Origin of the sequence: Salipiger sp. PrR003 (assembly GCF_010500785.1) — a bacterium.
Classification (GTDB): Bacteria; Pseudomonadota; Alphaproteobacteria; order Rhodobacterales; family Rhodobacteraceae; genus Salipiger; species Salipiger pacificus_A.
Genome location: NZ_JAAGOV010000010.1, coordinates 140,960 through 164,708 on the forward strand (window position 1 = coordinate 140,960; position 23,749 = coordinate 164,708).

The following is a 23,749-nucleotide window of genomic DNA, read 5'->3' on the forward strand; positions in this document are numbered from 1 at the left end:
GCCCGGCGGCAGTCTCAGATCCCGATGCGGTCGCGCAGCGCGTACCAGCTCATCGCCAGCGCCAGAAGCGGCGTGCGCAGCGCCGCGCCCCCCGGGAAGCCGGGCACCGGCAGGGACGCCATGGCGTCGAACCCCGCCGACTGTCCGCGCACCGCCTCGGCCAGCAGTCGCCCTGCGTGCACCGCGGTGCCCACCCCGTGGCCGGAATAGCCCGAGGCGGTGAGCACGTTGGGCCCGAGCCGGGCCAGCAGCGGCAGGCGCTTCATTGTGATCGCCAGCGTGCCGCCCCAGGCGTAGTCGAGGCGCGCGTCCTCGAGCTGCGGGAAGATCTCCAGCATCGGCTTGCGCACCAGCGCCTTGATGTCAGCGGGGAAGCGGTAGCCGTAACTTTCGCCGCCGCCGAACAGCAGCCGCCCGTCGTGGCTGAGCCGGAAGTAGTTCACCACGAATTTGGAATCCGCCACTGCCACGTCGCGGGTGAGCACGTCGCGGGCGCGTTCTCCGAGCGGCTCGGTGGCGACAATAAAGTTGTTGATCGGCATGACCTTCGCCGCGACCTTCGGCTCGAGCCCGCCAAGATAGCCGTTGCAGGCAAAGATCACCTGACCCGCACGCAGAGTGCCGCCGCTGGTGTGGATCAGCACCTCGCGTCCCTGCTCGACGCTCTCGACATGACTGGTCTCGTAGATCCGTGCCCCGGCTCCGGCGGCGGCCTTGGCCAGCCCCAGCGCAAAGCGCAGCGGGTGCAGATGCGCCGCGCCCATATCGAGCACCCCGCCGCGATAGTCGGGCGAGGGGCAGAGCGCGTGGAAGGCCTCGCGGTCCAGCGCCTCGATCTGGTAGCCGTATTTCTCGCCCATGTGCGCGGCATAGTGGTGCAGGTGCTCCACGTCGCCCTTGCTCGAGCCGCACCAGGCGACGCCGTCACGCAGGTAACAGTCGATCTGATGCTTGGCGATCAGCGAGCGGCAGAGCTCCTTGGCCTCTTCGCCCAGATCCCAGAGAACCCGCGCGTTGCCTTCGCCGACCATCTTCTCAAGGCTCAGCTGATCCTGCCTCTGCCCCGAGCCGAGCTGCCCGCCATTGCGCCCCGAGGCGCCGAAGCCCACACGATGCGCCTCGAGCAGCGCCACGTCGAGCCCGGCCTCGGCAAGGTGCAGCGCGGCCGACAGCCCGGTATAGCCGCCGCCAATGACGCAGACATCGGCCCGCGCCTCACCCTCGAGCTTGGGGAAGGGCGGCAACATCTCCGCGGTGGCTGCGTACCAGCTCTGCGGATACTCGCCGCGCCGGTCGTTGGAGAACAGCAGGTCCATAAGGCGTCTCCCGTGGTTTCTTCTAGGCGAAAATATCCCGGGGGTGGGGGCACCCCCGCCGACGCCTCGGGCGATGGCGCGCGCTCAGACGTTGAGCAGCAGGTGCTCGCGCTCCCAGGGGGAGATCACGGCAAGGAACTCCTCGTACTCGGTGCGCTTCACGATCGAATAGACGCGCGCGAACTCCGGTCCCAGCACCTCGTGCAGCTTGGTCGCCTCGTCGAAGATGTCGAGCGCCTGGCCCAGCACGCGCGGAATGTCTCCCTCGCCTTCGTAGGCGTCGCCGCGGAATTGTTTCGAGGGCCGCAGTTCCTCCATCAGGCCGAGGTAGCCGCAGGCCAGCGAGGCGGCGATGCCGAGGTAGGGGTTGCAGTCCATCCCGGCGAGGCGGTTCTCGACGCGGCGCGCGGAGGGACCGGAAATCGGGATGCGAATACCGGTGGTCCGGTTGTCGCGGCCCCATTCGAGGTTGATCGGCGCTGCGCTGTCGCGCACGTAGCGGCGGTAGCTGTTGACGTAGGGCGCAAGCACAGCGATGGCCGCGGGCAGGTAGGTCTGCAGCCCGCCGATGAAGTGGAAGAAGGCGTCGGTCTCGCCTCCGGCGGGGCCGGAGAAGATGTTGCGGCCGGTCTCGATGTCCATCACCGAGTGGTGGATGTGCATTGCCGAGCCGGGCTCGTCGGCGATCGGCTTGGCCATGAAGGTGGCGAAGCAGTCGTGGCGCAGCGCCGCCTCGCGGATCAGGCGCTTGAAATAGAAGATTTCGTCGGCCAGCTTGACCGGGTCGCCGTGCTGCAGGTTGATCTCGAGCTGACCGGCGCCGCCCTCCTGGGTGATGCCGTCGATCTCGAAGCCCTGCGCCTCTGCGAAGTCGTAGATGTCGTCGATCACCGGGCCGAACTCGTCGACCGCGGTCATCGAATAGGCCTGGCGGGCAGCGGCGGGTCGACCCGAACGGCCCATCATGGGCTTGATGTCCTTGGCCGGATCAACGTTGCGCGCCACCAGGAAGAATTCCATCTCGGGCGCCACCACGGGCTCCCAGCCCTGCTTGCGGTAAAGCTCGACAACGCGCTTGAGCACGTTGCGCGGCGCGGCAGGGACCGGCTCGCCCTTGCGGTCGAACGCGTCATGGATCACCTGAAGTGTCCAGTCAGCGGTCCAGGGCGCGGCGGTGGCGGTGCTCATGTCCGGGCGCAGGATCATGTCACGCTCGATGAAGCCGACGGTCTCGTCCGCCGCCTCGCCCCAGTCGCCGGTGATCGTCTGGTAGAAGATCGACTCGGGCAGGTGGAAATAGTCCTGCCGTGCGAACTTCGAGGCCGGAACCGCCTTGCCGCGGGCAATGCCGGGCAAGTCGGCGATCACGCATTCGACCTCGTCGAGCCGCCGCCCTTCGAGATAGGCGGTGGCGGGTTGCGGAAGCTGGCCTGTCCAGTCTTCGGTCATGCGAGAGCCTTTTGCTTGAAGAAATGCGCGAATTGATCGGCCACCGCCCGCTGGTCGAGCGGGGTGCCGAGCGCCTTGCCGGCGGCGTCGAGCCGCTCCTGCGGAACCACGCCGGGGCCGCGGGTCTCGATCAGGGCGCGGGTGAAATCGTCGCTGAACTCGGGATGGGGCTGCACCGTGTAGGCATGGCCCGGATAGAGCAGGGCGGCGTAATCGCAGAAGTCGGAGCTGGCCACGACCTCGGCCCCCTGCGGCAGCTCTGTGACCTGATCCTGGTGCCAGGCATTGATCACCTTTTCCTGCCCGTCCTTGAAGCGATAGGTTGTCGGCCCGACGACCCAGCCGCCGGGGTGCTTCTCGACCTTGCCGCCAAGCGCCTGCGCGATGATCTGGTGGCCGAAGCACACGCCGATCAGCGGCTTTTCGGCGGCGTAGATGTCGCGGATCAGCTGCTCGAGCGGCGGGATCCAGGCGTGATCCTCGTAGGCGCCGTGGCGCGAGCCGGTGATGAGCCAGCCGTCCGCCGACTCGGGGCCGTCTGGGAACTCGCCATTCACCACCGACCAGCTTTGAAAGTCGAAGCCGTAGCCGTCGAGGAGCCGGGCAAAGAAGGCGGGGTATTCACCGGTCTCACCCGCGAGTTCCGCGGGGACGAGGCCGGTTTGCAGTATGCCGATTTTCATGGATCACACATGTGGTTTCTGGCGCAAAGGTAGACTTGCCGCGACGAGGCGGCAAGGCCGTGCTCAGACTGTATCTAGGTAGATTTCGACCTGTTCGAGCGGCGAGAGCTCGGTCATGTAGAGCTGCTCCTGCCGCTTGGTCAGCAGCAGGTTGCGGATCAGCTCCTGCGGCAGGATGCGGGGCATGATCTCGCTCGTCTCGAAGGCGTCCATGGCCGAGACCCAGTCCGTCGGGATCATTGGAAGGTCCTGCGCGTAGGCGTTGCCGGTGATCGGCTCGGGTGGCTCGATCTCGTCCTCAATGCCATTGAGCGCCGCGCCGAGGATGGTGGCCATCAGCAGGTAGGGGTTCACGTCGCCGCCCGCCACGCGGTGCTCGATCCGCCGCGCCGCCGGGCTGCCCGAGGGCACACGGATGGCTGCGGTGCGGTTCTCGTAGGCCCAGGAGATGCCGCAGGGGGCGTGGTTCTCGGGGATCAGACGTTCGTAGGAGTTGAGGTGCGGCGCGAAGATCAGGGTGCTGTCGTGCATGGCTTCGACACATCCGCCGATGGCGTGGCGCAGCACGTCGGTGCCCTTCGGACCGCCATCATCGAAGATGTTGTTGCCGTCCTCGTCGAGCACCGAGAAATGCATATGCATCCCCGAACCTGCGTAGTCCTCGTAGGGTTTGGCCATGAACGACGCGGCAAAGCCGTGGCGGCGGGCCAGCCCCTTCAGCAGCATCTTGAAGAGCCAGGCGTCATCGGCGGCGCGCAGCGCGTCGTCCTGATGCATCATGTTGATCTCGAACTGCCCCAGACCTGCCTCGGAGATGGCGGTGTCGGCGGGGATGTCCATGTCCTCGCAGGCATCGTAGAGATCGGTGAAGAAGATGTCGAAAGTGTCGAGCGCGCGGATCGAGAGCACTTCGGCGGCCTTGCGGCGCTTGCCCGAGCGGGGCGAGACCGGCACCTGCAGCTTCTTGGCGCTGTCGTCGATCAGGAAGAATTCCATCTCGAGCGCGACCACCGGGGTCAGCCCGTGGCGCTTGTAGCGGTTGACCACCTGCGCCAGCGCGTGGCGGGGGTCGCCCTCGTAGGGCTTGCCGCCCTCGTGGAACATCCAGATCGGCAGCAGGGCGGTGGGCGCCTCGAGCCAGGGCATGGGCACGAAGCCGCGCTCGGTGGGTTTCAGAACGCCATCGCGGTCGCCGGATTCAAAGACCAGCGGGCTGTCGTCGATGTCCTCGCCCCAGATGTCGAGATTCAGCGCCGAGAAGGGGAAGCGAGTGCCGTCCTCGACGACCTTGTGAGCGAAGCGGGAAGGAACGCGCTTGCCGCGCGGCTGTCCGTTGAGGTCGCATGCGGCCACACGGATGGTGCGGACCTGGGGGTTCTTGCGGAGCCAGGTTTTCGGGTCTGTCATTTTCTGTCCAAGAATTTGATCAAATTCAGCGTAGCGAGTCGGATGCTGACTGGCAAGCGGGGGTTGGGGGGAAGAAAGCGAGTATTTTTGGAAAGATGAACGGCTGGGCGTGACGCGGCCGGGAAAGCGATCATGAAAAAGCCGGGCGCTGGGGTGGCGTCCGGCTCTCGCGTCTCGTGCGTCGGCGGCTCAGCGCATCAGCAGCCGGGGGCGCATCCGCATCTTCTGGCGGCGTTCCTTCGGCAGGTGCCGGTTCAGCCGCTTGTTGATCAGCCCGAAGATCCCCACCACGCAGAGCGTCAGCAGGATGAAGAACCCCGCGAGGATCGGATAGGGCACGAAGGGGTTGAAGGTCTTGTCGGCGAAGTAGTTCGCGTAATAGAGCGCGTCGCCGCGTTGCTGCCACGCCGGGAAGCCCGAGAAGAAGACCAGCGTCGTGGCATGGAAGAGGAAGATCGCCTCGTTGGTATAGGCGGGCCAGGCCAGCCGCAGCATGGTCGGCCAGACAATCCGCCTGAAGCGCGGCCAGCCCGAGAAACCATAGGCATCCGCCGCCTCGACATCGCCCCGCGGGACCGACAGCAGCGCCCCGTAGAAGATCTCGCCGGTATAGGCCGCGGTGTTCAGGAACAGCACCAGCGCCGCCCCGAGCCATGCCGAAGTCAGCGGGTCGAAGGCGGGCGACACGCTCTTGAGGCTGAGGAACAGGAAATAGGCGAAGAAGAACTGGATGAACAGCGGCGAGCCGCGGAAGACGAAGATCACCCATTCCGCCAGCTTCCGCACTGGCGTGACCCTGGACGCCTTTCCGAGCGCCAGCGCCGTTGCGAGGAAAAAGCCGGTGACCAAAGCGACCACGCCGAAGTAGATGTTCCACAGCATGCCCGAGCCGATCAGCGTGACCTGCTGGCACAGGGTGAAATTGTCGCGCGGCAGCAGCCGCTCGCCGATGCCAATAGAGCGCAGCCCGTAGTCGGCGATGGTTTCCCAGCAGCTCATGCGGCCTTCCTCTGCGCTTCGCCGCCCATGGTCGCCTGCCCATGGGTGAGCCGTTTCATGATCCGGCCCAGAACGATTTCCGACACGCGGGTGAAGGCGAGGTAGAACACCAGCAGCGCCAGGAAGTACCACACGCGCCAGTCGGGGTGCGGGTAATCGGTGAATTTCGCGGTTTTCGACCCGCCCAGCTCGCGCGCCCAATAGACGATATCCTCGACCCCCAGCAGGAACAGCAGCGGCGTGGCCTTGATCAGCACCATCCAGAGGTTCGACAGGCCGGGCAGGGCGTAGACCCACATCTGCGGCACAAGGATGCGCCAGAAGGTCTGGCGGCGGCTCATGCCATAGGCCTCGGCGGTCTCGAGCTGGGCATGGGGCACGGCGCGCATGGCGCCGAAGAGCACGTTGGCGGCAAAGGCGCCGAAGACGATCGAGAAGGTCAGCACCGCGAGCGAGAAGCCGTACGTCTCGTGCACCCATTGGGCGGCGGTCGAGAGCGGCAGCTTTGCCTCGGGGCAGACCACGAAATCATTGCCTTGGCGGATCGGCTGGTCCCAGTCGGGACATTTCACCTCGTGCCGTATCCACTCGAAGAACTGGTCGAGGGCGATCACGAAGAACAGGAAGAAGGCGATATCCGGCACGCCGCGCACGATGGCGATATAGGCCTTCCCGAGCCAGGACAGCGGCGGGAAATGCGAGCGCGCGGCCATGGCGCCGCCGAAGCCGAAAGCAAGCGCGACGGGTGCGGCGACCGCCAGCAGCAGCAGCACGGTGCCTACCGAGACATAGATCGACAGGTGCTTGCCCGTGGTCAGGTAGCAGCTCAGCCATGCCAGGCCGTCGATCGCATTGGGGTCGGTACACCAGGAGAACATGTCTTATCAGCCGTCGAGGGGGCCGCAGGGGCCCCCTCGCTCTGGGGCGCTCAGAACGAGGCGCCGATTTCCCACTTTTCGATCAGCGCGTTGAGCGAGCCGTCGTCTTTCATCGACTGGATCGCCGCGTCGAACTTTTCCTTCAGCTCGGTGTCGCTCTGGCGCAGGCCCATGCCGACGCCGCCACCGATCAGCTCGTCCTTGTCGAGCAGCATCACGTCGTCGCTCTCGTCGGCAACCGGCACGAGGTAGCTCTTGTCCGCGAGCACCGCGTCCGCCTCGCCGTTGCGCACGGCGGCGACGGTCTCGTCGGGGGTGGCATATTCGACCAGCGTCGCGCCCATCTCGGCGACAAAGGCCGCCTGGATGGTGCCGGTCTGTGCGGCGATCACCGCGCCCGAGAGGTCGATGCCGTCGTTGCCCGACAGCACCAGGTACGCCGAGGGATCGGGCTGGGTGTAGTTCTGGGTGAAGCCGATGACTTCCTCACGGTCGGGGGTGATCGACATGCCGGCCATGATGGTGTCGTAGTTGCCCGACACGAGGTTGGGGATGATCGAGTCCCAGTCGTTGGTCACCCACTCGCAGGTCACCTCGGCGCGGGTGCAGAGCTCGTCGCCCAGTTCGCGCTCGAAACCGTCCACTTCACCGCTGTCGTTGATGAAGTTGTACGGAGGGTAGGCGCCCTCGGTGCCCATGCGCACGACGTCCTGGGCCAGCGCCATCGAGGCGGTCATGGCCAGCGCGGCGGTGCCGAGAAGGATGGATTTCATTGGAGTTGCTCCCTGGTTATATACATGTCCGGGGTGGTCTCTGCCGCCCGTCAGACGTGGCTGGTCGACCGCAGGAAGCCCTGCAGCCGTTCCGATTTCGGCGCGCCGAACAGCTCGGCCGGGGCGCCCTCTTCCTCGATGAGCCCCTTGTGCAGGAACACCACGTGATCGCTCACGTCATGGGCCATCTTCATGTCATGTGTCACGATGATCATGGTCCGCCCTTCGGCGGCGAGATCCTTGATCACCTTCACAACTTCCTGTTCCAGCTCGGGATCGAGCGCCGACGTCGGCTCGTCGAAAAGCAGCGCCTCGGGCTCCATGCAGAGCCCGCGCGCGATCGCCGCGCGCTGCTGCTGGCCGCCCGAAAGCTGCGCAGGCCAGGCGTCGGCCTTGTCGCCGATACCGACCTTGTCGAGATAGCGCCTTGCGGCGGCCTCGACCTCGTCGCGCGGGCGGCCAAGTACGGTGAGCGGCGCTTCCATGACGTTCTGCAGGATCGTCATATGGGCCCAGAGGTTGAACTGCTGGAACACCATCGACAAGTTCGTGCGAATGCGCAGCACCTGCTTTGGGTCGGCCGGACGACGGTGATGCCCGCTGCCGTGCCAGCGCACCGGCTCTCCCTTGAACATGATCTCGCCCTGCTGGCTGTCCTCGAGCAGGTTGCAGCAGCGCAGGAGCGTCGACTTGCCGGAGCCCGACGAGCCGATCAGGGAGACCACGTCACCACGCTTTGCGGTGATGCTGACCCCTTTGAGCACTTCAAGCTCGCCGTAGGCCTTGTGCAGATCGCGGATCTCGATGACTGGAGCTTGGGCTGGATCGGTCAAGCCAAACCTTCTTGGGCTGTTGCTGATATTGGCGGCGAGAATGGGCGCAAAATGGCCTGATTGTCCATGCGCAAAACGGCGGCTGTCTTGTGCTTTGCGCGGCGTAAATTGGCATATACCCGGATTTCAGCCGCTGCCGGTGGGCATCAGCCCGCGGCTTCCACCCGTTGCCGGGCCAACGCCGAATCCCTGTCGTTGATGCCGAGAAGGTTCGCGACCAGCCGCAGCACCGCGTCTTCCTCATCGTCGCGGCTGCCGTCGGCGAGCGCCACTTGCCACAGCGCCTCGATCACAGCGATGCGGTCCTCATAGGCCACGGCATCCTTTATGGCCCGGGTGAAGCGCACGGTGTCCGGGGCCTCGGCCTCCAGCGCTTCGGCGTCGCGGCGCAGCCGCGTGGCCTCGAAGGGCGAGAGCCCATATCGCGTGGCGGCGATCCGGTCGATCCGGTCCTGCTCGGATTGGTCGTAGGTCTCGTCGGCGCGCGCGACGCGCACCAGCAAAGCGCAGAGCGCCAGCCGCGCATCGGCGTCGGGCAGGCGGTCGGGGCCGGGATCGACCAGCCGTTTGAGGAAATCAGCGAACATGCGCAAGATATAGCCGCCTTGCGCCGCCGCGCCAACGCCCCGCGCGCGATCGTGTAAAGACGCGCGCCGACGGGCTTTCTTCGTGGCGAAAATGTCCCGGGGAGTGCGCGCAGCGGATGGGGACGGCGCCCCGGATGCCCTAACCCGTCCGGCTCGCGGAAAGATCGCAGGGCGCGACGAAGAGCAGGTGTTCGGCCAACCACAGTGCGGTCTGCCGGGTGCTCGGGGCAGGATCGCTGCCAGCCATCACGTCGCAGAGGCAATGCGCCAGCGCCAGCCGATCGCGGTAGCCCACGGCGCGGGCGAGCATGGCGGCAAAACAGGCGGTATCGGGGGCGGCGGCGGCGACAGCTTGGCACGTCAGCCGCATCTCGGCAGCCTCGCGCTGGGTCAGCTCATGGCGCCGCGCCAGCACCGCATCGACCAGCGCCACGCCGATCAATGGCGGCGCGCCCTGCGCCTCGGCGGCGGCGCGCAGCAGCAGCGCCCCGAGCGCCAGCGGCACGTCGCAGGGCTCCAGAGGCGTGGCCTCGGGGGCCGCCATCCAGAATTTCAGCCCGCGCGCCACGGCTGTCTCGGCTGGCGTGCGGGTGGGCGCTGCAGGAAGGAGGGGGCCATCTGTCTCCCGTTGGCATGTGTCAACGGCATTACTCTGCGTCAGCTTGCGGGGCTGGGCAATGGCAGAAAACGGTCAGCCGAGGGCGCCGGCAGCGCGCAGCCGATCGGTAAGTTCGGCACCGGCCTCGGCAAGACCCCAGGGCGGGTTCACGATGAACATGCCAGAGCCGATCATCCGGTGCCCCTCGCGCGCCGGCGGGAAGCGGATCTCGTGGCAGAGCGCGCCGGGGAAATCTTCGGAGAGCTGGGCGAGCATCGCCACATGCGCGGCGGAGCTGAGGATCGGGTACCAGAGCGCCAGCACGCCGACATTCCACTTCTTCGCGATCTGCCGGAACAGCTTGGGCAGCTCGACATAGTCCTGCTTGAGTTCGTAGGGCGGGTCGACGAGCATCACGCCGCGTCGCGGATCGGGCGGGCAGAGGCTCTGCGCAAGATCGAAACCGTCCTGCCGGTGGATCGCGATATTGGGTGCGCGCAGCGCCCGGGTCAGCGCCGCGTGCTCCTGCGGATGGAGCTCGGCGAGGTGGAGCTTGTCCTGCGATCGCAAGAGTTTGGCTGCGATCATCGGCGAGCCGGGATAGGCGCTCGGGCCGTGCTCGCGGCGCACCTCGGCGAGCGCCTGCAGATAGGGGTGCCCTTGGCGGAAGATGCCCTGATACGCCTCGATCCCCTGCGCCGCCTCGCCGGTCTTCACCGCCTCCGCCGAGGTCAGGTCGTAGAGACCGCGCCCGGCGTGGGTCTCGATGTAGCTGAGCGGCTTGTCCTTTTTCGTCATGTAGGAGAGCAACTCGGCCAACAGCGCATGCTTCTGCAGGTCGGCGAGGTTTCCGGCGTGGAAGGCGTGTTGGTAGGAAAGCATCGCAGTCTCGGCAGATGGGCAGATCAACGGGTGGGGCGGGGCAGGGGCCTCACACGCGGCCTGCACCTGCCGCCGCAGATAACGCCTGCCGGGCTCGAAGTCGAGCGCGGCTAGGATCGTTCGCCACCTGCGCGATTGCCCCGGTACGTGGCGCCTCTCTGGCGCGAGTGCACGGAGTTTGGCGCGACGGGAAGTTGAGGCTTGCCGAACGCCGATCCATGCGCGACCATCGTCCCTATTGTTTGAAGTGATATTCCATCTTGTTCGTGCAGGCCCAGCCAATGCGGGGGGTGCCCCCTTGTCCGAGCCCGGCTCTGTGCAGAGGAGTGACATAGTGACCATTGATGATTTGATGGCGGCCGCACGGGGCCGGCCAAGCGGATTTGATTACATGCGCCTGACCCTCTCCGTGCTGGTCCTGCTGATCCACAGCGTGCAGATCGCCTACGGGCAGAGGGTCTACATGGACGCCGTCTGGGCGCATTTCCCGATCGACGGCCTCGCGATGACCGTGCTGCCGATGTTCTTCACCCTGTCAGGTTTCCTGGTGGCGGGCAGCCTCTACCGCTGTCGCACGCTGCTGAGCTTCATGGGGCTGCGCTTCATCCGCATCTATCCGGCGCTGGCCGTCGAGGTGACGATCTCGGCGGTGCTGGTCGGCGGGCTGGTCACCAACCTGAGCTGGCCAGAGTATTTCACCAGCGACCAGTTCTTTCGCTACCTGTTGAACGTCACCGGCCATGTGAGCAATGCCTCGCTCTACCTGCCGGGCGTCTTCGAGACCAACCCCGAGCCGGGCATGGCCAATGGCCAGCTCTGGACCGTGCCCTACGAGCTGATTTGCTACATCGGGCTGGGCGTGCTTGCGCTGGCCGGAGCGCGCAAGGACCGGCGGGTGCTGCTGGCGGGTCTGACGATCTTCATCGCCTTCTCGGTCCTCAAGATGGGGCTGCGGACCGGCTGGCAGTTCGATCCCTGGGTGGGTCCGGTGACCGGCCGGGCGCTGGTGATTGCCTTCCTGCTCGGCATCTGCCTGCACGCCTACCGCGACCGGGTGCAGATCCACGGCTACCTCGTGACGATCGCCGCATTGGTGGGGGTCATCGGCTTCAGCGTGAGCGGGCTGGGGCAATACATCGGCCTTGTGGCCATGGCCTATGTCACGGTGGGGCTTGGGGTCATGGACCCGCCGCGGCTCGGGGTGCTGAAGAGCGCCGATCTGAGCTACGGCATCTTTCTCTATCATTTCATCATCCAGCAGCTGATCGCGCATCTGCTGCCCGGGATGCGCGAATGGTACTGGATCGCCGCCCTTTCCCTGCCGCTCACCATACTGGTCGCGCATCTGTCCTGGGTGGGAATCGAGCGGCCCGCCCTGAAGCTGCGCCAGCATGTCTTCGCGCGGGAGTGCAGGATCATGCGCAGCCTGCCGGGCATGTCGGCGTGGCACGCCTCGGCGGAGCGCTGAGCGCCGGGCGACCGCTCCCGGCAAACGAAAACGCCCCCGAGGGAGTCCTCGGGGGCGTTTCTCATGTCAGCTGAAGCGCGGGTTCAAACCAGCCGCGAGACCTCTTTCGCCGCGCGGACGAAATCCTTGAAGAGGGGATGCGGATCGAAGGGCTTCGACTTCAGCTCGGGGTGGAACTGCACGCCGATGAACCACGGGTGATCCGGCCATTCGACGATCTCGGGCAGGCGACCGTCGGGCGACATGCCCGAGAAGCACAGACCGCCCTTTTCCAGCGCCTCGCGGTACTTGATGTCGACCTCGTAGCGGTGGCGGTGGCGCTCGTCGATGGCGGTGGTGCCGTAGACCTCGGCGACCTTGGACCCTTCGGTCAGCACCGCGTCATAGGCACCGAGGCGCATGGTGCCGCCCTTGTCGTCGGCCACCGAGCGGTTGACCTTCTGGTTGCCCTGAACCCACTCCTTGAGGTGGTAGACCACCGGCTCGAAGCGCTTCTCGCCGGCCTCGTGGTCGAACTCCTCCGAGCCGGCCTTGGCCACGCCCGCGACATTGCGCGCCGCCTCGATGACCGCCATCTGCATGCCGAGGCAAATGCCGAGGTAGGGCACCTTGTGCTCGCGCGCGAACTGGGCCGCCTTGATCTTGCCTTCGGTGCCGCGCTCGCCGAAGCCGCCGGGCACGAGGATGGCGTCGTAGCCTTCGAGATAGGGGGCGGCATCCTCGCGCTCGAAGAGCTCGGCGTCGACCCAGCTTACGTTGACCTTGACCCGGTTCGCCATGCCGCCGTGGGTCAGCGCCTCGGCGATCGACTTATAGGCGTCCTCGAGCTGTGTGTACTTGCCGACGATGGCGACGTTCACCTCGCCCTCGGGGTTGTGGATGCGCTCGGAAACGTCTTCCCACTTCTCGAGGTTGGGGCGGGGGGCCGGGGTGATGCCGAAAGCATCGAGCACGGCCTGGTCGAGGCCTTCGCGGTGGTAGGCCAGCGGCGCGTCGTAGATCGACGGCAGATCCTGCGCCGCGATCACGCTGTCGGAGCGCACGTTGCAGAAGAGCGCGAGCTTCTCGCGTTCCTTCTGCGGGATCGGACCCTCGGAGCGGCAGACGAGAATGTCAGGGGCGAGACCGATCGAGCGCAGCTCCTTCACCGAGTGCTGCGTCGGCTTGGTCTTCAGCTCGCCCGAGGCCTTGATGTAGGGCAGCAGCGTCAGGTGCATGAAGACGCACTGGCCGCGCGGCTTGTCCTGGCTGAACTGGCGGATGGCCTCGAAGAAGGGCAGGCCCTCGATGTCGCCGACCGTGCCGCCGATCTCGCAGAGCATGAAGTCCACCTCGTCCTCGCCGATCGAGATGAAGTCCTTGATCTCGTTGGTGACGTGCGGAATGACCTGGATGGTCTTGCCGAGATAGTCGCCGCGGCGCTCCTTCTCGAGCACGTTGGTGTAGATGCGGCCCGACGAGATGGAATCGGTCTTGCGCGCCGGAACGCCGGTGAAGCGTTCGTAGTGGCCGAGATCGAGATCGGTCTCGGCGCCGTCATCGGTGACGAAGACCTCGCCGTGCTCGAAGGGGCTCATGGTCCCCGGATCGACGTTCAGATACGGATCGAGCTTGCGCAGACGAACCGAGAAGCCCCGCGCCTGAAGCAGCGAGCCGAGTGCCGCCGAGGCAAGACCCTTGCCCAGAGAAGAAACGACACCGCCGGTGATGAAGATGAAACGTGCCATTGGCAGCGCGACCCCGTGATTTGCGTCAAAAAAGGAGGACACCCACGGCCCATCGAGCCGCAGCATCACGGGAGTCCACGTATAAAGGATTCGGGCCGCACTGTCTAGCCAACCGCAAGATGCTGTTGCGGCTGACAGGCGGCCCTCAAGCTGTTGTTAGTCGGGCAGTTCTTAGTCGGCGCTCGGAACCATCGGCGCATCCGCGCCTGCGTCATTTCCGCCCGACGGAGGGGGCAGGAGGCCATCGGTGTCCAGCGGAGCCGGTGCCGAGGTGTTCGTGTCGGTTGCCGGAGCGGAGCCCGAGAGACGGTCCATGACCGACACGCCGCTGGCATCGCTCGCTGCGAGCACCGTCAGGGTGATCGAGGTGATGATGAAGGCGATGGCCAGGCCCCAGGTGATCTTGCCGAGCGCGGTGGCAGCCGCGCGCTGGCTCATGGCCCCGCCGCCGCCGCCCATGCCGAGACCGCCACCTTCGGAGCGCTGGAGCAGCACGACGCCGATCAGCGCGAGCGCGAGGAGGAGGTGCACGATAAGGATCACGTTTTCCATGGGGCGTCTCAGGCATTCCGGCTGTGTTGAACGGGCGCTATGTAGGCCAAGGAGGATGCACACGCAACCCGGCTCTTGGCTATGGGGGCAAAGGGCCGCGGCGCTGGGGCAGCCGCGCCGCGCCTGCTGCATGGCACCGGGGTCGTCGCAACCGCGAAAATGCCCGCGGTCATCGCCTTCGCGGCGGCGCGAGCCCGGCCGGGGGACGCTTCGAACGCGGAGCTGAGAATGCCTTGTGGGGTCGAGAGGGCGCGGATACGCTGCGCGTCATGGCTGGTGATCGTCCCCTTCTCGGTGTGCTCTTGATGCTTGGCTTTTGTGTCGTGGCGCCGATGGGCGACGCGACGGCCAAGCTGCTTGGCGACAAGGTCTCGATCGGCCAGCTGCTGCTGCTGCGCTTCGCCATTCAGGCGGCGGTGCTGATTCCTTTGATGATCGCGACGCGGGGCGTCTGTCGTCTGCGCGGCCGGGTGTTGGGGCTGACGGTGCTGCGCACGGTGATGCACATGCTTGGCATCGCGATGATGTTCGCCGCGCTGCGCTACCTGCCACTGGCTGACGCCATTGCGATTGCTTTCGTCATGCCCTTCTTCACGCTGCTGCTGGGGCATTACGTGCTTGGCGAAGAGGTCGGCTGGCGTCGCATGGCCGCGTGCGGGGTGGGCTTCATCGGAACGCTGCTCGTGGTTCAGCCCGCCTTTGCCGAAGTCGGCTGGCCGGCGCTGCTGCCGCTCGGTGTCGCGCTGAATTTCGCGCTTTTCATGCTGGTCACCCGGCAGATCGCCCGCGACGTCGATGCCATCTCGCTGCAGGCCGTCTCCGGCGTGATCGCGGTGGGGATCATGGCGCCGGTGCTGCTGCTTGTGCCGGGCGGCACGGTGCCCGGGCTCGCGCTGAGCCAGCCAAGCGCACCGGTCTGGGGGCTGATCGTCGCGATCGGGCTTCTGGGGACGCTCGCGCATCTGCTGATGACGTGGTCGCTGCGCTTTGCGCCGGGGGCCACGCTGGCGCCGATGCAGTACCTCGAGATTCCCGTCGCCACGATCATCGGCTTCGCGGTCTTCGCGGACCTGCCGAACGGGCTCGCGACGGTGGGCATCTGCGTCACCGTCGCCTCGGGGCTCTATATCCTCATGCGCGAGCGGGCCATCGCGAGGGCGCTTCGAGAAGCGCCCGTTCCAGCGCAGCCAGCGCCGTCACCGGCAGAATGACCAGCATCTTCGGCGCATCGAGGTGCAGCGTGACGCGCGGTGCATCGGTCTCGTTCGACGTGCCGGTGAGCAGGTCGGGGGTGAAGCGCAGCCCGTCGATCGGCCAGCGCAGGCCCTGGCTCGTTCCGCCGACCTCGGCCATCGGGTAGAGCGAGAAGCGGCTGCCGACCGGCAGATCGAGCGCTAGCTCGGGCGGGCAGAGAGCGACGACGTCCTCGCGCCCGACCAGCAGGCAGGGGCGGTCGGGGCGCCGCGCCAGCACCGTCATCGCCGCCAGCTGGTGGTCGAGCCGCGCGCCGAGAAACCCCGCCGCGTAGATCAGAGGTGCCTCGATACTGCGCAGGCACTTGTCGAAATCGGTGCTGTCCTGCTCGGCGATGCGGTGGATGCGCGCGGCGGGGATCCGGGCGCGGTGCTCTGAGGTCAGCGAGTCGAGATCGCCGATCACCGCGTCGGGGGTCACGTCTGCCGACAGCAGCGCCGCGGCCCCGCCATCCGCGGCGACCCGCGTTTTCGTCCGCGCCAGTAACGGCAGGAGCATGTCGGCCGGGCAGTCGCCTCCTCCGACCAGCAGGACGGGAGAGTGTGATCGGATCGGGTCGAAGTTCATGGCTTTTTAGTGGCTTTCCTCGAAAACGACCACAATTTGGTCATGAAATGATACTGTGAAAACCTCAGATTCGGTCAGCTTTGGTCTCCTAGTCGGTGGTAAACAATCTGTTGCAGATCGAGTGAAAAGTGAGCGGAACATGGTGAGTTCGAGCAAGATTCTGACGGTGTCCTACGGCACGTTCTCCTGCACGGCGGAAGGCTTCGAGGATCCCCTTGGCGTGGTCAAGGACACGACGCAATTCTTCCGGGGGGTGGTGCGCGAGGACCGCTTCTTTGGGGCGGAACCGCCGCAGTTCGATCCCGAGCTTGCCGCTCAGCTCCTTCAGGCGCAGCTGGATGCCGAGGCACAGGGCGGAAGGCTCGTGCTGCGCGGCCCGCTCGCCGATGTGGCCGCCCCGGTTTCGCAGTCCCCGGCACCCGCCTCCGCGCCCGATGTTTCCCGGCCCGCTCCAACCCGGCCCGCCGCCGAGGTGATCGGCCCGGACGCGGACCGTGGCATGGAAGCGGCGCTGGCCGAAACCGCGGCCCGCGCCGCCGCAGAGGCGCAAGCCGAAGCCGCAGAAACGCAAGCCACCGGATCCGAGATCGCCGACCCCGAGGCAGAGGTCGCCCTTTCGCGCAGGGATTCGCTTGCCGCCGAGGCCGCTTTCTTCGCCGCGGAGGCCGGGCAGGCCGCGGGCGACGAGTATGACTACGAGGACAGCACCTTCGAGGTCTCCGCCGCACCGGCGCCACGTGCCGCCCCGCACGAGGCGGCGCAGGACGAGGCCGCAGACAGCGTCGCCGCCAAGCTCCGCCGCATCCGCGCGGTGGTCTCGGGCGGGGCCGCCACCTCTGCCCTCGCCGCACAGGACGAGGCCGATCAGGACGACTCGGCGCAGCAGGATGGCGCAGATACGGTGGCCGCCGTCTCTGCCATGCTCGGCAGTCTCGCGTCCGAAGAGTCTGCCTCTGCCGCGCCTGACGCAGGGGTCGCGGAGGACGGTCTCGCCGCCCACCTGATCGACGAGGCCACGAGCCCCGGAGAAAACGACGTTATCGCCGAGCCCGCGCCGGCACCGCTGGCGCTGACCCCCGAGTTTGCCGCCAAGCCAGAGGCCCCGGTCGAGCGCCCTTCCGAGTCCCAGCCGGCCGAGCAGCGCCGCGGCCCGCGCCGCGTGCGCGTGGTGAAGGTGACCCGCGCCGCCTTTGACGCCGCTGTCGCCTCGGGGCAGCTCGAGCAGATGGACGAACCCAAGCCCTCGAGCAGCCTCAGCGCCGAGGACGAGGCGGAGCTGGCGCGCGAGTTGGAGGCTGTGAAGGCCGAGCTCGCCGCCGGGCTCGAGAGCGAATGGGACGAGGTCGAGGACCTCGAGACGCTCGCCGCTGCGCCGAGCGCCGAAATTCCGCTGGAGGCCAAGCAGGTGCTCGCCGATCTCGAGTCAGAGGCGGCCGAAAATGACGCGGAGGACTCCGCCTGGGGCGACGAAGACCGGGATGACGAAGAGCGGCAAGACGAAGTCCGGGATGACGAGAACTGGGACGACGAGGCCCTCGACGACACCGACTGGGACTTCGAGGCGGCCGAACCTGACGACCACGTCAAGGATACGGCCGGTGCCGACGTCGCAGAAGACGATGACGAGGATGAGGACGACCACGGCGCCGAGGACGCCGCGGCCTTTGCCGCCGCCTTCGACGAGGCCCCCGATGCGCAAGACGCAGGCCAGCAAGAGGACGCGCTCGAAGATGCCTTCGCGCGCATGGCCCATGAGGACGTGCGCAAGGCAGTGAAACTCTCGAGCCCGGCGCGGGTCATGCTCACCGAGCAGAGCGTCGAGGACAATGACACCTCGCGCATCCTCGACGAGACCAACACCCAGATGGAAGAGCCCGAGGGCAACCGTCGCCGCAGCGCCATCGCGCATCTGCGTGCCGCCGTGGCCGCGACACGCGCGGACCGGCTGCTGGGCCGCAAGAAGGATGCCGAGGCGCAGGCCCAGCCCTACCGCGAAGATCTCGCCGACGTGGTGCGCCCGCGTCGCCCTGCGGCCCCGAGCCGCGCCGAACGCCCCGATGCGCCGTCGGTCGAGACCGCCATCGAATCGCGCCCTGCGCCGCTCAAGCTGGTGGCCGAGCAGCGGGTGAATGTCGCCGCCGAGGCAGCCGCCACCCCATTGCGTCCGCGCCGCGTGACCTTGGCGGACATCGACACCGCAGATGCCAGCGGGGGCGATTTCGCCGATTATGCAGACAGCGTCGGCGCCCACGATCTGCCGGAGTTGCTCGAGGCGGCCGCGGCCTACCTGTCCTATGTCGAGGGCCACGCGCAGTTCTCGCGCCCGCAGCTGATGACCAAGGTACGGCAGGTCGAGGGGCAGGACTCGAGCCGCGAGGACCGGCTGCGCAGCTTCGGCCAGCTGCTGCGCGACGGTAAGATCGAGAAGACCGGCGGCGGGCGGTTCACCGTCTCCGAGCGGATCAGCTTCAAGCCCTCGACCCGCGCCGTCGGCTGAGCCGAAGTTCATCACGATCAAGAAAGGGCGGGGCGCGGCTTCCGCCCTTTTTCGTTGCCCTGAAGGGGGACTTGGTGCCGCTAGGGCAGCGCGGGCTCCGCGCCGCGCGGCCCTTGGGGGCCAAGCTTTCCCAGGATGTTTCTGCCCAGAAGACAAGACTTTTTCGGGTGCCGCGTGGCGTGCGGGCGGGCCGTGCCGCATCACGTAAGAGTTCTTTTTGCCTTCGTCTTGTCGTTGCGGTGGGGCGTGTCTACATCACGCGCATGCAAATCCCGATCCCCTTCGTGAAATCAAAGCCCCTCGTCTCGGTCGTCCGCCTGCAGGGCGCCATCGGCCCGCAGGGGCGCGGCGCGCTGAACGACGCGGCACTGGCGCCGGTGCTCGAACGGGCCTTTCGCCGCGGCAAGCCCAAGGCGGTGGCGCTCGAGATCAACTCGCCCGGCGGCTCGCCGGTGCAGAGCTCGCTGATCGGCGCGCGCATCCGCCGCCTGTCGGAAGAGACCAAGGTCCCGGTCTTCGCCTTCGTCGAGGATGTGGCGGCCTCGGGCGGCTACTGGATCGCCTCGGCAGCGGATGAGATCTTCGCTGACGAAAGCTCGATCCTCGGCTCGATCGGGGTGATCTCGGCAAGCTTCGGCGCGCAGGTCTTCCTCCACCGGCAGGGCATCGAGCGGCGGGTGCACACCGCCGGCAAATCCAAGAGCATGCTCGACCCGTTCCGCCCCGAGACCGAGGAAGATGTGGCACGGCTGAACCGCATTCTCGGACAGCTGCACGAAACCTTCATCGCGCAGGTCAAGGCGCGGCGCGGGGGCAAGCTGAAGAACGATCCCGAACTCTTCACGGGGGAGATCTGGATCGGCCGCTCGGCGGTCGAGGTCGGGCTCGCCGATGGCGTGGCGCATCTCGTGCCCGGGATGAAGGCACGCTACGGCGACAAGGTGAAATTCCGCCGCTACGGCATGAAAAAGCGGCTGATCCCGCGGCTCGGCCTGAGCCTCGCGGAAGAGACGCTGGGGCTGATCGAGGAACGCGCGGGCTACGCGCGTTTCGGGCTCTGACATGCTGGCAAAGGTCGTCGCCCTCTTTCTGGTGGTCATCGCGGTGCTGGGGATCTTCGGCAAGCTGCGCATGCCCGGGATCGGGCGGCTGAGCCGCCGCGAGGCGGGAAGGAAATGTCCGCGCTGCGGCCGGTACCGGATCGGCAAGGGGCCGTGCCCCTGCGGCGAACGAAAGGTCTGAAATGGTATTTCTCTACGCGGCCCTCGGCCTTGTGATCCTGCTTCTCGCGGGGGATGCGCTGGTCAAGGGGGCGGTGAACCTGTCCTTGCGCATGGGCATCCCGGCGCTGATCGTCAGTCTCACGATCGTTGCCTTCGGCACCTCGGCGCCCGAGCTGCTGATCTCGATCCAGGCCGCGCTGGACGGGGTGCCGGGGATCGCGCTGGGCAACGTCGTGGGCTCGAACACCGCCAACGTGCTGCTGGTGCTGGGCATCCCGGCGCTGATCACGGTGATCCATTCTTCGACACATGACACCCGCAAGAGCTATGCCATCATGCTCGGTGCCACGGGTCTTTTCATCGCGCTCGCCTTCCGCGGGGTCTTTGACTGGATCGCCGGGCTGATCATGCTGGCGGTGATGGCGGCGATCCTCTGGGATTCGGTGCGCGACGCGCTTTGCCATCGCAAGAATGGCAAGGAGGCGTCCTGCGAGCCGGACGAACTCGAAGAACCCGAAGGGGCGGACCCGGACATGCCGGGCTGGAAGATCGCGCTCTACCTGGTGCTGGGCCTTGTTGGCCTGCCGGTGGGGGCGAACCTGCTGATCGACAGCGCCACCGAGATCGCCGCCATGTTCGGCGTGCCCGACACGGTGATCGGCCTGACATTGGTGGCGCTCGGCACGTCGCTGCCCGAGCTTGCCACCACGGTCATGGCGGCGATCCGCAAGCAGGCGGATGTCGCGCTTGGAAACGTGATCGGCTCGAACGTCTTCAACCTGTTGGCGATCATCGGGGTGGCCTCGCTGATCAAGCCGATGCCGGTGGACCCGCAATTCCTCAGCTTCGATCTGTGGGTGATGCTCGGGGCCTCGCTGATCCTGGTGCCCTTCGTCTTCCTTGGCCGGGACATCGGCCGGGTCTGGGGGGTTATCCTCTCGGCGCTCTACGTCGGCTATGTGACGGTGGTTCTGATTTAAACGGTTTCGGGGGAGAAACGCATGGGACTCGAGAAACGTGCGCTGGTCACCGGCGCGGGCAAGCGGCTGGGCCGCGCAATGGCGCTTTACCTCGGTGAGCGTGGCTTCGACGTGGCGGTGCATTACGGCGGCTCTGCCGAGGCGGCTGACGAGGTGGCGCAGGCGCTCCGCGCCATGGGCCGCACCGCGGTCACCCTGCAGGCGGACCTGCTTGATGAGGCGCAGAGCGAGACGCTGGTGGCGCGCGCCGCCGAGGCGCTTGGCGGGCCGCTCGGGCTGCTGATCAACAACGCCTCGATCTTCGAGCACGACGACATGCAGACCGCGACCCGCGCCAGCTGGGACCGGGCGATGGAATCCAACCTGCGGGCGCCCTTCGTGCTGCTGCAGGGGTTTGCCGCCCAGGCACCGGAGGCCGAGACCGACGAGCGTGGCGAGCCGCGCGCGCGGGCGCTCTGCGTCAACATGCTCGACCAGCGGCTGCGCAAGCTGACGCCGGAGTTCCTCAGCTACACGCTGGCCAAGTCGGCGCTCTGGACGTTGACCCAGACCGGCGCGCGGGCGCTGGCGCCGAAGGTGCGGATCAACGCCATCGGGCCCGGGCCGACCCTGCAGGGCGCTGACCAGAGCGCCGAAGGATTCGCCCGGCAGCGCGCGGCGACGGTGCTGCAGCGTGGCTCCAACCCAGAGGACATCTGCGGTGCGCTGGGGTACTTCCTCGACGCTCCGGGGGTTACCGGGCAGTTCCTCTGCACCGATGGCGGGCAGCATCTCGCCTGGGAAACGCCGGACACCTGCGACCGGGAATAAGGTCGCGGTTTGACCAGCTTGGGGAGTCCTTGCGGCACCCTCCCATGGAGTCGCTGCGGCAAGTTGTGCACGTGTCACACTTGCTTCACGAAACCGTTGGGAAAGCGTCAAGCTTTCAAGGGTTTGAAGGTGGATATCGAAATCTTTTGCGCGATATCAGTGGGTTATAATTCCGCCTAATTATTGGGCAATTTAACGAAACCGTCCAAATACAAGGGAAAATCAGCGAAGCCGGGATTTGACCCTCAGGGTTATCCACAGGAATGGTGGATGCATTCCTCCTTGATCTCGGGGGTCCGGCATTGCAGCGAGGCGCAGAATCAAGGCATGCCGTGAACAGACCGGAAACGACGTGATGGACGACGAAGCAGACATCCAGAAAACGGCCCCGAAGCGCGGCTACGAGGTGATCCAGGGCTACCTGCGGACGCTGGATTCGAGCCCCGGTGTCTACCGCATGCTCGATGACCAGAGCCGCGTGCTCTATGTCGGCAAGGCGCGCAATCTCAAGGCGCGGGTGTCGAGCTATTCGCGGCCCTCGGCGCAGCATTCGCGGCGGATCACCCGGATGATCTCGGACACCGCTTCGATGATGTTCCTGACGACGCGCACCGAGACCGAGGCGCTGCTGCTCGAACAGAACTTGATCAAGCAGCTCAAGCCGAAGTTCAACGTGCTGCTGCGCGACGACAAGAGCTTCCCGAACATCCTTGTCACCACCGGGCACGATTACCCGCAGATCAAGAAGCACCGCGGCGCGAAGACCGAGAAGGGCGCCTACTACGGTCCCTTCGCCAGCGCCGGGGCGGTGAACCGCACGCTGACCCAGCTGCAGCGGGTGTTCCTGCTGCGCAACTGCACCGACTCGATGTTCGAGAGCCGCACGCGGCCCTGCCTGCTGTTTCAGATCCGTCGCTGCTCGGGGCCCTGCACCGGCGAGATCAGCCGCGACGACTACGCCGAATCCGTCGCCGATGCGCAGCGCTTCCTCTCGGGCAAATCGACCGAGATGCAGGCGCGGCTGGCGGACCAGATGATGGCGGCCTCCGAGGCGATGGAGTTCGAGCGCGCCGCGGCCCTGCGCGACCGCATCCGCGCGCTGACGCAGGTGCAGTCGGTGCAGGGGATCAACCCGCAGGGGGTGGAGGAGGCCGATGTCGTGGCGCTGCATCTCGAGCACGGGCAGGCCTGCGTGCAGGTCTTCTTCATCCGCTCGGGTCAGAACTGGGGCAACCGCGACTTCTACCCGCGCGTCGGCGAGGACGTGGAGGAGGCCGAGGTGCTCGAGGCCTTCCTCGGCCAGTTCTACGACAGCAAGGAGCCGCCGCGCCTGCTGCTGCTCAGCCACGAGATCGAAAACGCCGACCTGATGTCCGAGGCGCTCTCAGGCAAGCTGGGGCGCAAGGTCGAGATCGCCGTGCCGAAGCGCGGCGAGAAGGCCGAGCTGATCGAGGGCGCGGCGCGTAACGCCCGCGAGAGCCTCGCCCGGCGCATGGCCGAGACCGCGACGCAGGCCAAGCTGCTGCGCGGCGTGGCCGAGGCCTTCGGGCTCGACGGGCCACCGCAGCGCATCGAGGTTTACGACAACTCGCACATCATGGGCACCAATGCCGTCGGCGGGATGATCGTTGCCGGGCCCGACGGCTACATGAAAAACCAATACCGCAAGTACAACATCCGCGGCGAGGACCTCGTACCGGGCGACGACTTCGGCATGATGAAGGAGGTGCTGACGCGCCGCTTCACCCGGCTGCTGAAAGAGGACCCGGACCGCTCGAAGGGGCTCTGGCCCGACTTGCTGCTGATCGACGGCGGCGCAGGGCAGGTCTCGGCGGTTTGGGAGATCATGCAGGAATACGGCGTCGAGGACATCCCCATGGTGGGTGTCGCCAAGGGTGTCGACCGCGACCATGGCAAGGAAGAGTTCCACCGCATCGGCACGCGGCCCTTCGCGCTGCAGCGGAACGATCCGGTGCTCTACTTCATCCAGCGCCTGCGCGACGAGGCGCACCGCTGGGCCATCGGCACCCACCGCGCCAAGCGCGCCAAGGCGCAGATGGCCAACCCGCTCGACGAAGTGCCCGGCGTCGGCGCCTCCCGCAAGCGCGCACTCCTGCAGCACTTCGGCTCGGCCAAGGCAGTGGCGCGGGCGAATCTGGCGGACCTCAAGGCGGTGGATGGCGTCAGCGAGGCGCTGGCCGAGCGAATCTACGACTTCTTCCACGAGAAGGGGTAGGGGCGGGTCTCTTCGACGAAAGCTCCGAAA

General features: G+C 66.7%; 22 protein-coding genes. 8 read left to right on the forward strand and 14 right to left on the reverse strand.

Annotated features, from left to right (window positions below; all coding sequences use genetic code 11):
* Nucleotides 1-14 precede the first annotated feature (14 nt).
* The 11 genes from G0D83_RS00785 to G0D83_RS00835 form a co-directional block, all read right to left on the reverse strand.
* Entirely contained in the window at nt 15-1,316 is a 1,302-nt protein-coding gene (locus tag G0D83_RS00785; RefSeq protein ID WP_164188714.1) for an FAD-binding oxidoreductase, read from the reverse strand.
* Nucleotides 1,317-1,400: 84 nt separating this feature from the next.
* Nucleotides 1,401-2,765 (reverse strand): glutamine synthetase family protein, encoded by a 1,365-nt coding sequence (locus G0D83_RS00790; RefSeq protein WP_108964694.1) that lies wholly within the window; start codon nt 2,763-2,765, stop codon nt 1,401-1,403.
* Nucleotides 2,762-3,448 (reverse strand): type 1 glutamine amidotransferase, encoded by a 687-nt coding sequence (locus tag G0D83_RS00795; RefSeq protein WP_164188716.1) that lies wholly within the window; start codon nt 3,446-3,448, stop codon nt 2,762-2,764. Before G0D83_RS00795 ends, G0D83_RS00790 begins: the two co-directional genes overlap by 4 nt.
* 63 nt (nt 3,449-3,511) lie before the next feature.
* Nucleotides 3,512-4,855: a glutamine synthetase family protein gene (locus G0D83_RS00800; protein ID WP_108964696.1), complete on the reverse strand. Its 1,344-nt coding sequence runs from the start codon at nt 4,853-4,855 to the stop codon at nt 3,512-3,514.
* Nucleotides 4,856-5,044: 189 nt separating this feature from the next.
* Nucleotides 5,045-5,854 (reverse strand): ABC transporter permease, encoded by an 810-nt coding sequence (locus G0D83_RS00805; RefSeq protein WP_108964697.1) that lies wholly within the window; start codon nt 5,852-5,854, stop codon nt 5,045-5,047.
* Entirely contained in the window at nt 5,851-6,732 is an 882-nt protein-coding gene (locus G0D83_RS00810; protein ID WP_164188718.1) for an ABC transporter permease, read from the reverse strand. The genes G0D83_RS00805 and G0D83_RS00810 overlap by 4 nt, the downstream gene beginning before the upstream one ends.
* Nucleotides 6,733-6,782: 50 nt before the next feature.
* Nucleotides 6,783-7,505 carry a transporter substrate-binding domain-containing protein gene (locus tag G0D83_RS00815; protein WP_164188720.1) on the reverse strand — a complete coding sequence of 241 codons (723 nt, stop codon included), beginning with the start codon at nt 7,503-7,505 and terminating at the stop codon, nt 6,783-6,785.
* 50 nt (nt 7,506-7,555) lie between these two features.
* Nucleotides 7,556-8,338, reverse strand: a complete 783-nt coding sequence (locus G0D83_RS00820; RefSeq protein ID WP_164188722.1) for an ABC transporter ATP-binding protein — start codon at nt 8,336-8,338, stop codon at nt 7,556-7,558.
* 146 nt (nt 8,339-8,484) lie between these two features.
* Nucleotides 8,485-8,925 carry a TerB family tellurite resistance protein gene (locus tag G0D83_RS00825; protein ID WP_108964701.1) on the reverse strand — a complete coding sequence of 147 codons (441 nt, stop codon included), beginning with the start codon at nt 8,923-8,925 and terminating at the stop codon, nt 8,485-8,487.
* A gap of 139 nt (nt 8,926-9,064) precedes the next feature.
* Nucleotides 9,065-9,493 (reverse strand): hypothetical protein, encoded by a 429-nt coding sequence (locus tag G0D83_RS00830; protein WP_164188723.1) that lies wholly within the window; start codon nt 9,491-9,493, stop codon nt 9,065-9,067.
* Between the two features lie 123 nt (nt 9,494-9,616).
* Nucleotides 9,617-10,405: a 23S rRNA (adenine(2030)-N(6))-methyltransferase RlmJ gene (locus tag G0D83_RS00835; protein ID WP_164188725.1), complete on the reverse strand. Its 789-nt coding sequence runs from the start codon at nt 10,403-10,405 to the stop codon at nt 9,617-9,619.
* Nucleotides 10,406-10,796: 391 nt separating this feature from the next.
* Here G0D83_RS00835 and G0D83_RS00840 point away from each other — a divergent pair, with 391 nt between their 5' ends.
* A complete protein-coding gene (locus G0D83_RS00840; RefSeq protein ID WP_164188727.1) occupies nt 10,797-11,873 on the forward strand; it encodes an acyltransferase in 1,077 nt (358 codons plus the stop codon).
* An 83-nt stretch (nt 11,874-11,956) separates the two neighbouring features.
* Here G0D83_RS00840 and G0D83_RS00845 read toward each other — a convergent pair whose 3' ends face one another.
* Nucleotides 11,957-13,600: a CTP synthase gene (locus tag G0D83_RS00845; RefSeq protein WP_108967518.1), complete on the reverse strand. Its 1,644-nt coding sequence runs from the start codon at nt 13,598-13,600 to the stop codon at nt 11,957-11,959.
* 171 nt (nt 13,601-13,771) lie between these two features.
* Nucleotides 13,772-14,152 carry a preprotein translocase subunit SecG gene (secG, locus tag G0D83_RS00850; protein WP_108964705.1) on the reverse strand — a complete coding sequence of 127 codons (381 nt, stop codon included), beginning with the start codon at nt 14,150-14,152 and terminating at the stop codon, nt 13,772-13,774.
* Between the two features lie 269 nt (nt 14,153-14,421).
* Between secG and G0D83_RS00855 the strand changes: the two genes are divergently transcribed.
* Entirely contained in the window at nt 14,422-15,363 is a 942-nt protein-coding gene (locus G0D83_RS00855) for a DMT family transporter (protein WP_164188729.1), read from the forward strand.
* On the opposite strand, the gene G0D83_RS00860 is transcribed toward G0D83_RS00855, so the two are convergent.
* The gene (locus tag G0D83_RS00860) at nt 15,284-15,973 is read right to left on the reverse strand and encodes a thiamine diphosphokinase (RefSeq protein WP_164188731.1); all 690 of its coding nucleotides are present in this window, start codon (nt 15,971-15,973) and stop codon (nt 15,284-15,286) included. The two genes, G0D83_RS00855 and G0D83_RS00860, sit on opposite strands and share 80 nt — an antisense overlap.
* 139 nt (nt 15,974-16,112) lie before the next feature.
* On the opposite strand from G0D83_RS00860, the gene G0D83_RS00865 reads away from it, so the two are divergent.
* The 6 genes from G0D83_RS00865 to uvrC all read left to right on the forward strand — a co-directional run bounded on the left by G0D83_RS00865 (nt 16,113) and on the right by uvrC (nt 23,719).
* Nucleotides 16,113-18,470 (forward strand): hypothetical protein, encoded by a 2,358-nt coding sequence (locus G0D83_RS00865; protein WP_164188733.1) that lies wholly within the window; start codon nt 16,113-16,115, stop codon nt 18,468-18,470.
* A 263-nt stretch (nt 18,471-18,733) separates the two neighbouring features.
* Nucleotides 18,734-19,531, forward strand: a complete 798-nt coding sequence (locus tag G0D83_RS00870; protein ID WP_164188735.1) for a S49 family peptidase — start codon at nt 18,734-18,736, stop codon at nt 19,529-19,531.
* Nucleotide 19,532: 1 nt separating this feature from the next.
* Nucleotides 19,533-19,712: a hypothetical protein gene (locus tag G0D83_RS00875; RefSeq protein ID WP_095881157.1), complete on the forward strand. Its 180-nt coding sequence runs from the start codon at nt 19,533-19,535 to the stop codon at nt 19,710-19,712.
* 1 nt (nt 19,713) lies between these two features.
* On the forward strand, nt 19,714-20,673 hold the full coding sequence (locus tag G0D83_RS00880; protein WP_164188737.1) for a calcium/sodium antiporter: 960 nt from the start codon (nt 19,714-19,716) through the stop codon (nt 20,671-20,673).
* 21 nt (nt 20,674-20,694) lie between these two features.
* On the forward strand, nt 20,695-21,483 hold the full coding sequence (locus tag G0D83_RS00885) for an SDR family oxidoreductase (RefSeq protein WP_164188739.1): 789 nt from the start codon (nt 20,695-20,697) through the stop codon (nt 21,481-21,483).
* Between the two features lie 355 nt (nt 21,484-21,838).
* Entirely contained in the window at nt 21,839-23,719 is a 1,881-nt protein-coding gene (gene uvrC / locus G0D83_RS00890; protein ID WP_164188741.1) for an excinuclease ABC subunit UvrC, read from the forward strand.
* Nucleotides 23,720-23,749 lie beyond the last annotated feature (30 nt).

Coding starts and splice junctions, on each gene's coding strand:
- G0D83_RS00800 (WP_108964696.1), bottom strand. CDS start 4,855: ATGACAGACCCGAAAACCTGGCTCCGCAAGAACCCCCAGGTCCGCACC.
- G0D83_RS00815 (WP_164188720.1), bottom strand. CDS start 7,505: ATGAAATCCATCCTTCTCGGCACCGCCGCGCTGGCCATGACCGCCTCG.
- G0D83_RS00805 (WP_108964697.1), bottom strand. CDS start 5,854: ATGAGCTGCTGGGAAACCATCGCCGACTACGGGCTGCGCTCTATTGGC.
- uvrC (WP_164188741.1), top strand. CDS start 21,839: ATGGACGACGAAGCAGACATCCAGAAAACGGCCCCGAAGCGCGGCTAC.
- secG (WP_108964705.1), bottom strand. CDS start 14,152: ATGGAAAACGTGATCCTTATCGTGCACCTCCTCCTCGCGCTCGCGCTG.
- G0D83_RS00795 (WP_164188716.1), bottom strand. CDS start 3,448: ATGAAAATCGGCATACTGCAAACCGGCCTCGTCCCCGCGGAACTCGCG.
- G0D83_RS00865 (WP_164188733.1), top strand. CDS start 16,113: ATGGTGAGTTCGAGCAAGATTCTGACGGTGTCCTACGGCACGTTCTCC.
- G0D83_RS00860 (WP_164188731.1), bottom strand. CDS start 15,973: ATGAACTTCGACCCGATCCGATCACACTCTCCCGTCCTGCTGGTCGGA.
- G0D83_RS00790 (WP_108964694.1), bottom strand. CDS start 2,765: ATGACCGAAGACTGGACAGGCCAGCTTCCGCAACCCGCCACCGCCTAT.
- G0D83_RS00885 (WP_164188739.1), top strand. CDS start 20,695: ATGGGACTCGAGAAACGTGCGCTGGTCACCGGCGCGGGCAAGCGGCTG.
- G0D83_RS00870 (WP_164188735.1), top strand. CDS start 18,734: ATGCAAATCCCGATCCCCTTCGTGAAATCAAAGCCCCTCGTCTCGGTC.
- G0D83_RS00840 (WP_164188727.1), top strand. CDS start 10,797: ATGCGCCTGACCCTCTCCGTGCTGGTCCTGCTGATCCACAGCGTGCAG.
- G0D83_RS00835 (WP_164188725.1), bottom strand. CDS start 10,405: ATGCTTTCCTACCAACACGCCTTCCACGCCGGAAACCTCGCCGACCTG.
- G0D83_RS00845 (WP_108967518.1), bottom strand. CDS start 13,600: ATGGCACGTTTCATCTTCATCACCGGCGGTGTCGTTTCTTCTCTGGGC.
- G0D83_RS00785 (WP_164188714.1), bottom strand. CDS start 1,316: ATGGACCTGCTGTTCTCCAACGACCGGCGCGGCGAGTATCCGCAGAGC.
- G0D83_RS00825 (WP_108964701.1), bottom strand. CDS start 8,925: ATGTTCGCTGATTTCCTCAAACGGCTGGTCGATCCCGGCCCCGACCGC.
- G0D83_RS00855 (WP_164188729.1), top strand. CDS start 14,422: ATGGCTGGTGATCGTCCCCTTCTCGGTGTGCTCTTGATGCTTGGCTTT.
- G0D83_RS00880 (WP_164188737.1), top strand. CDS start 19,714: ATGGTATTTCTCTACGCGGCCCTCGGCCTTGTGATCCTGCTTCTCGCG.
- G0D83_RS00875 (WP_095881157.1), top strand. CDS start 19,533: ATGCTGGCAAAGGTCGTCGCCCTCTTTCTGGTGGTCATCGCGGTGCTG.
- G0D83_RS00810 (WP_164188718.1), bottom strand. CDS start 6,732: ATGTTCTCCTGGTGTACCGACCCCAATGCGATCGACGGCCTGGCATGG.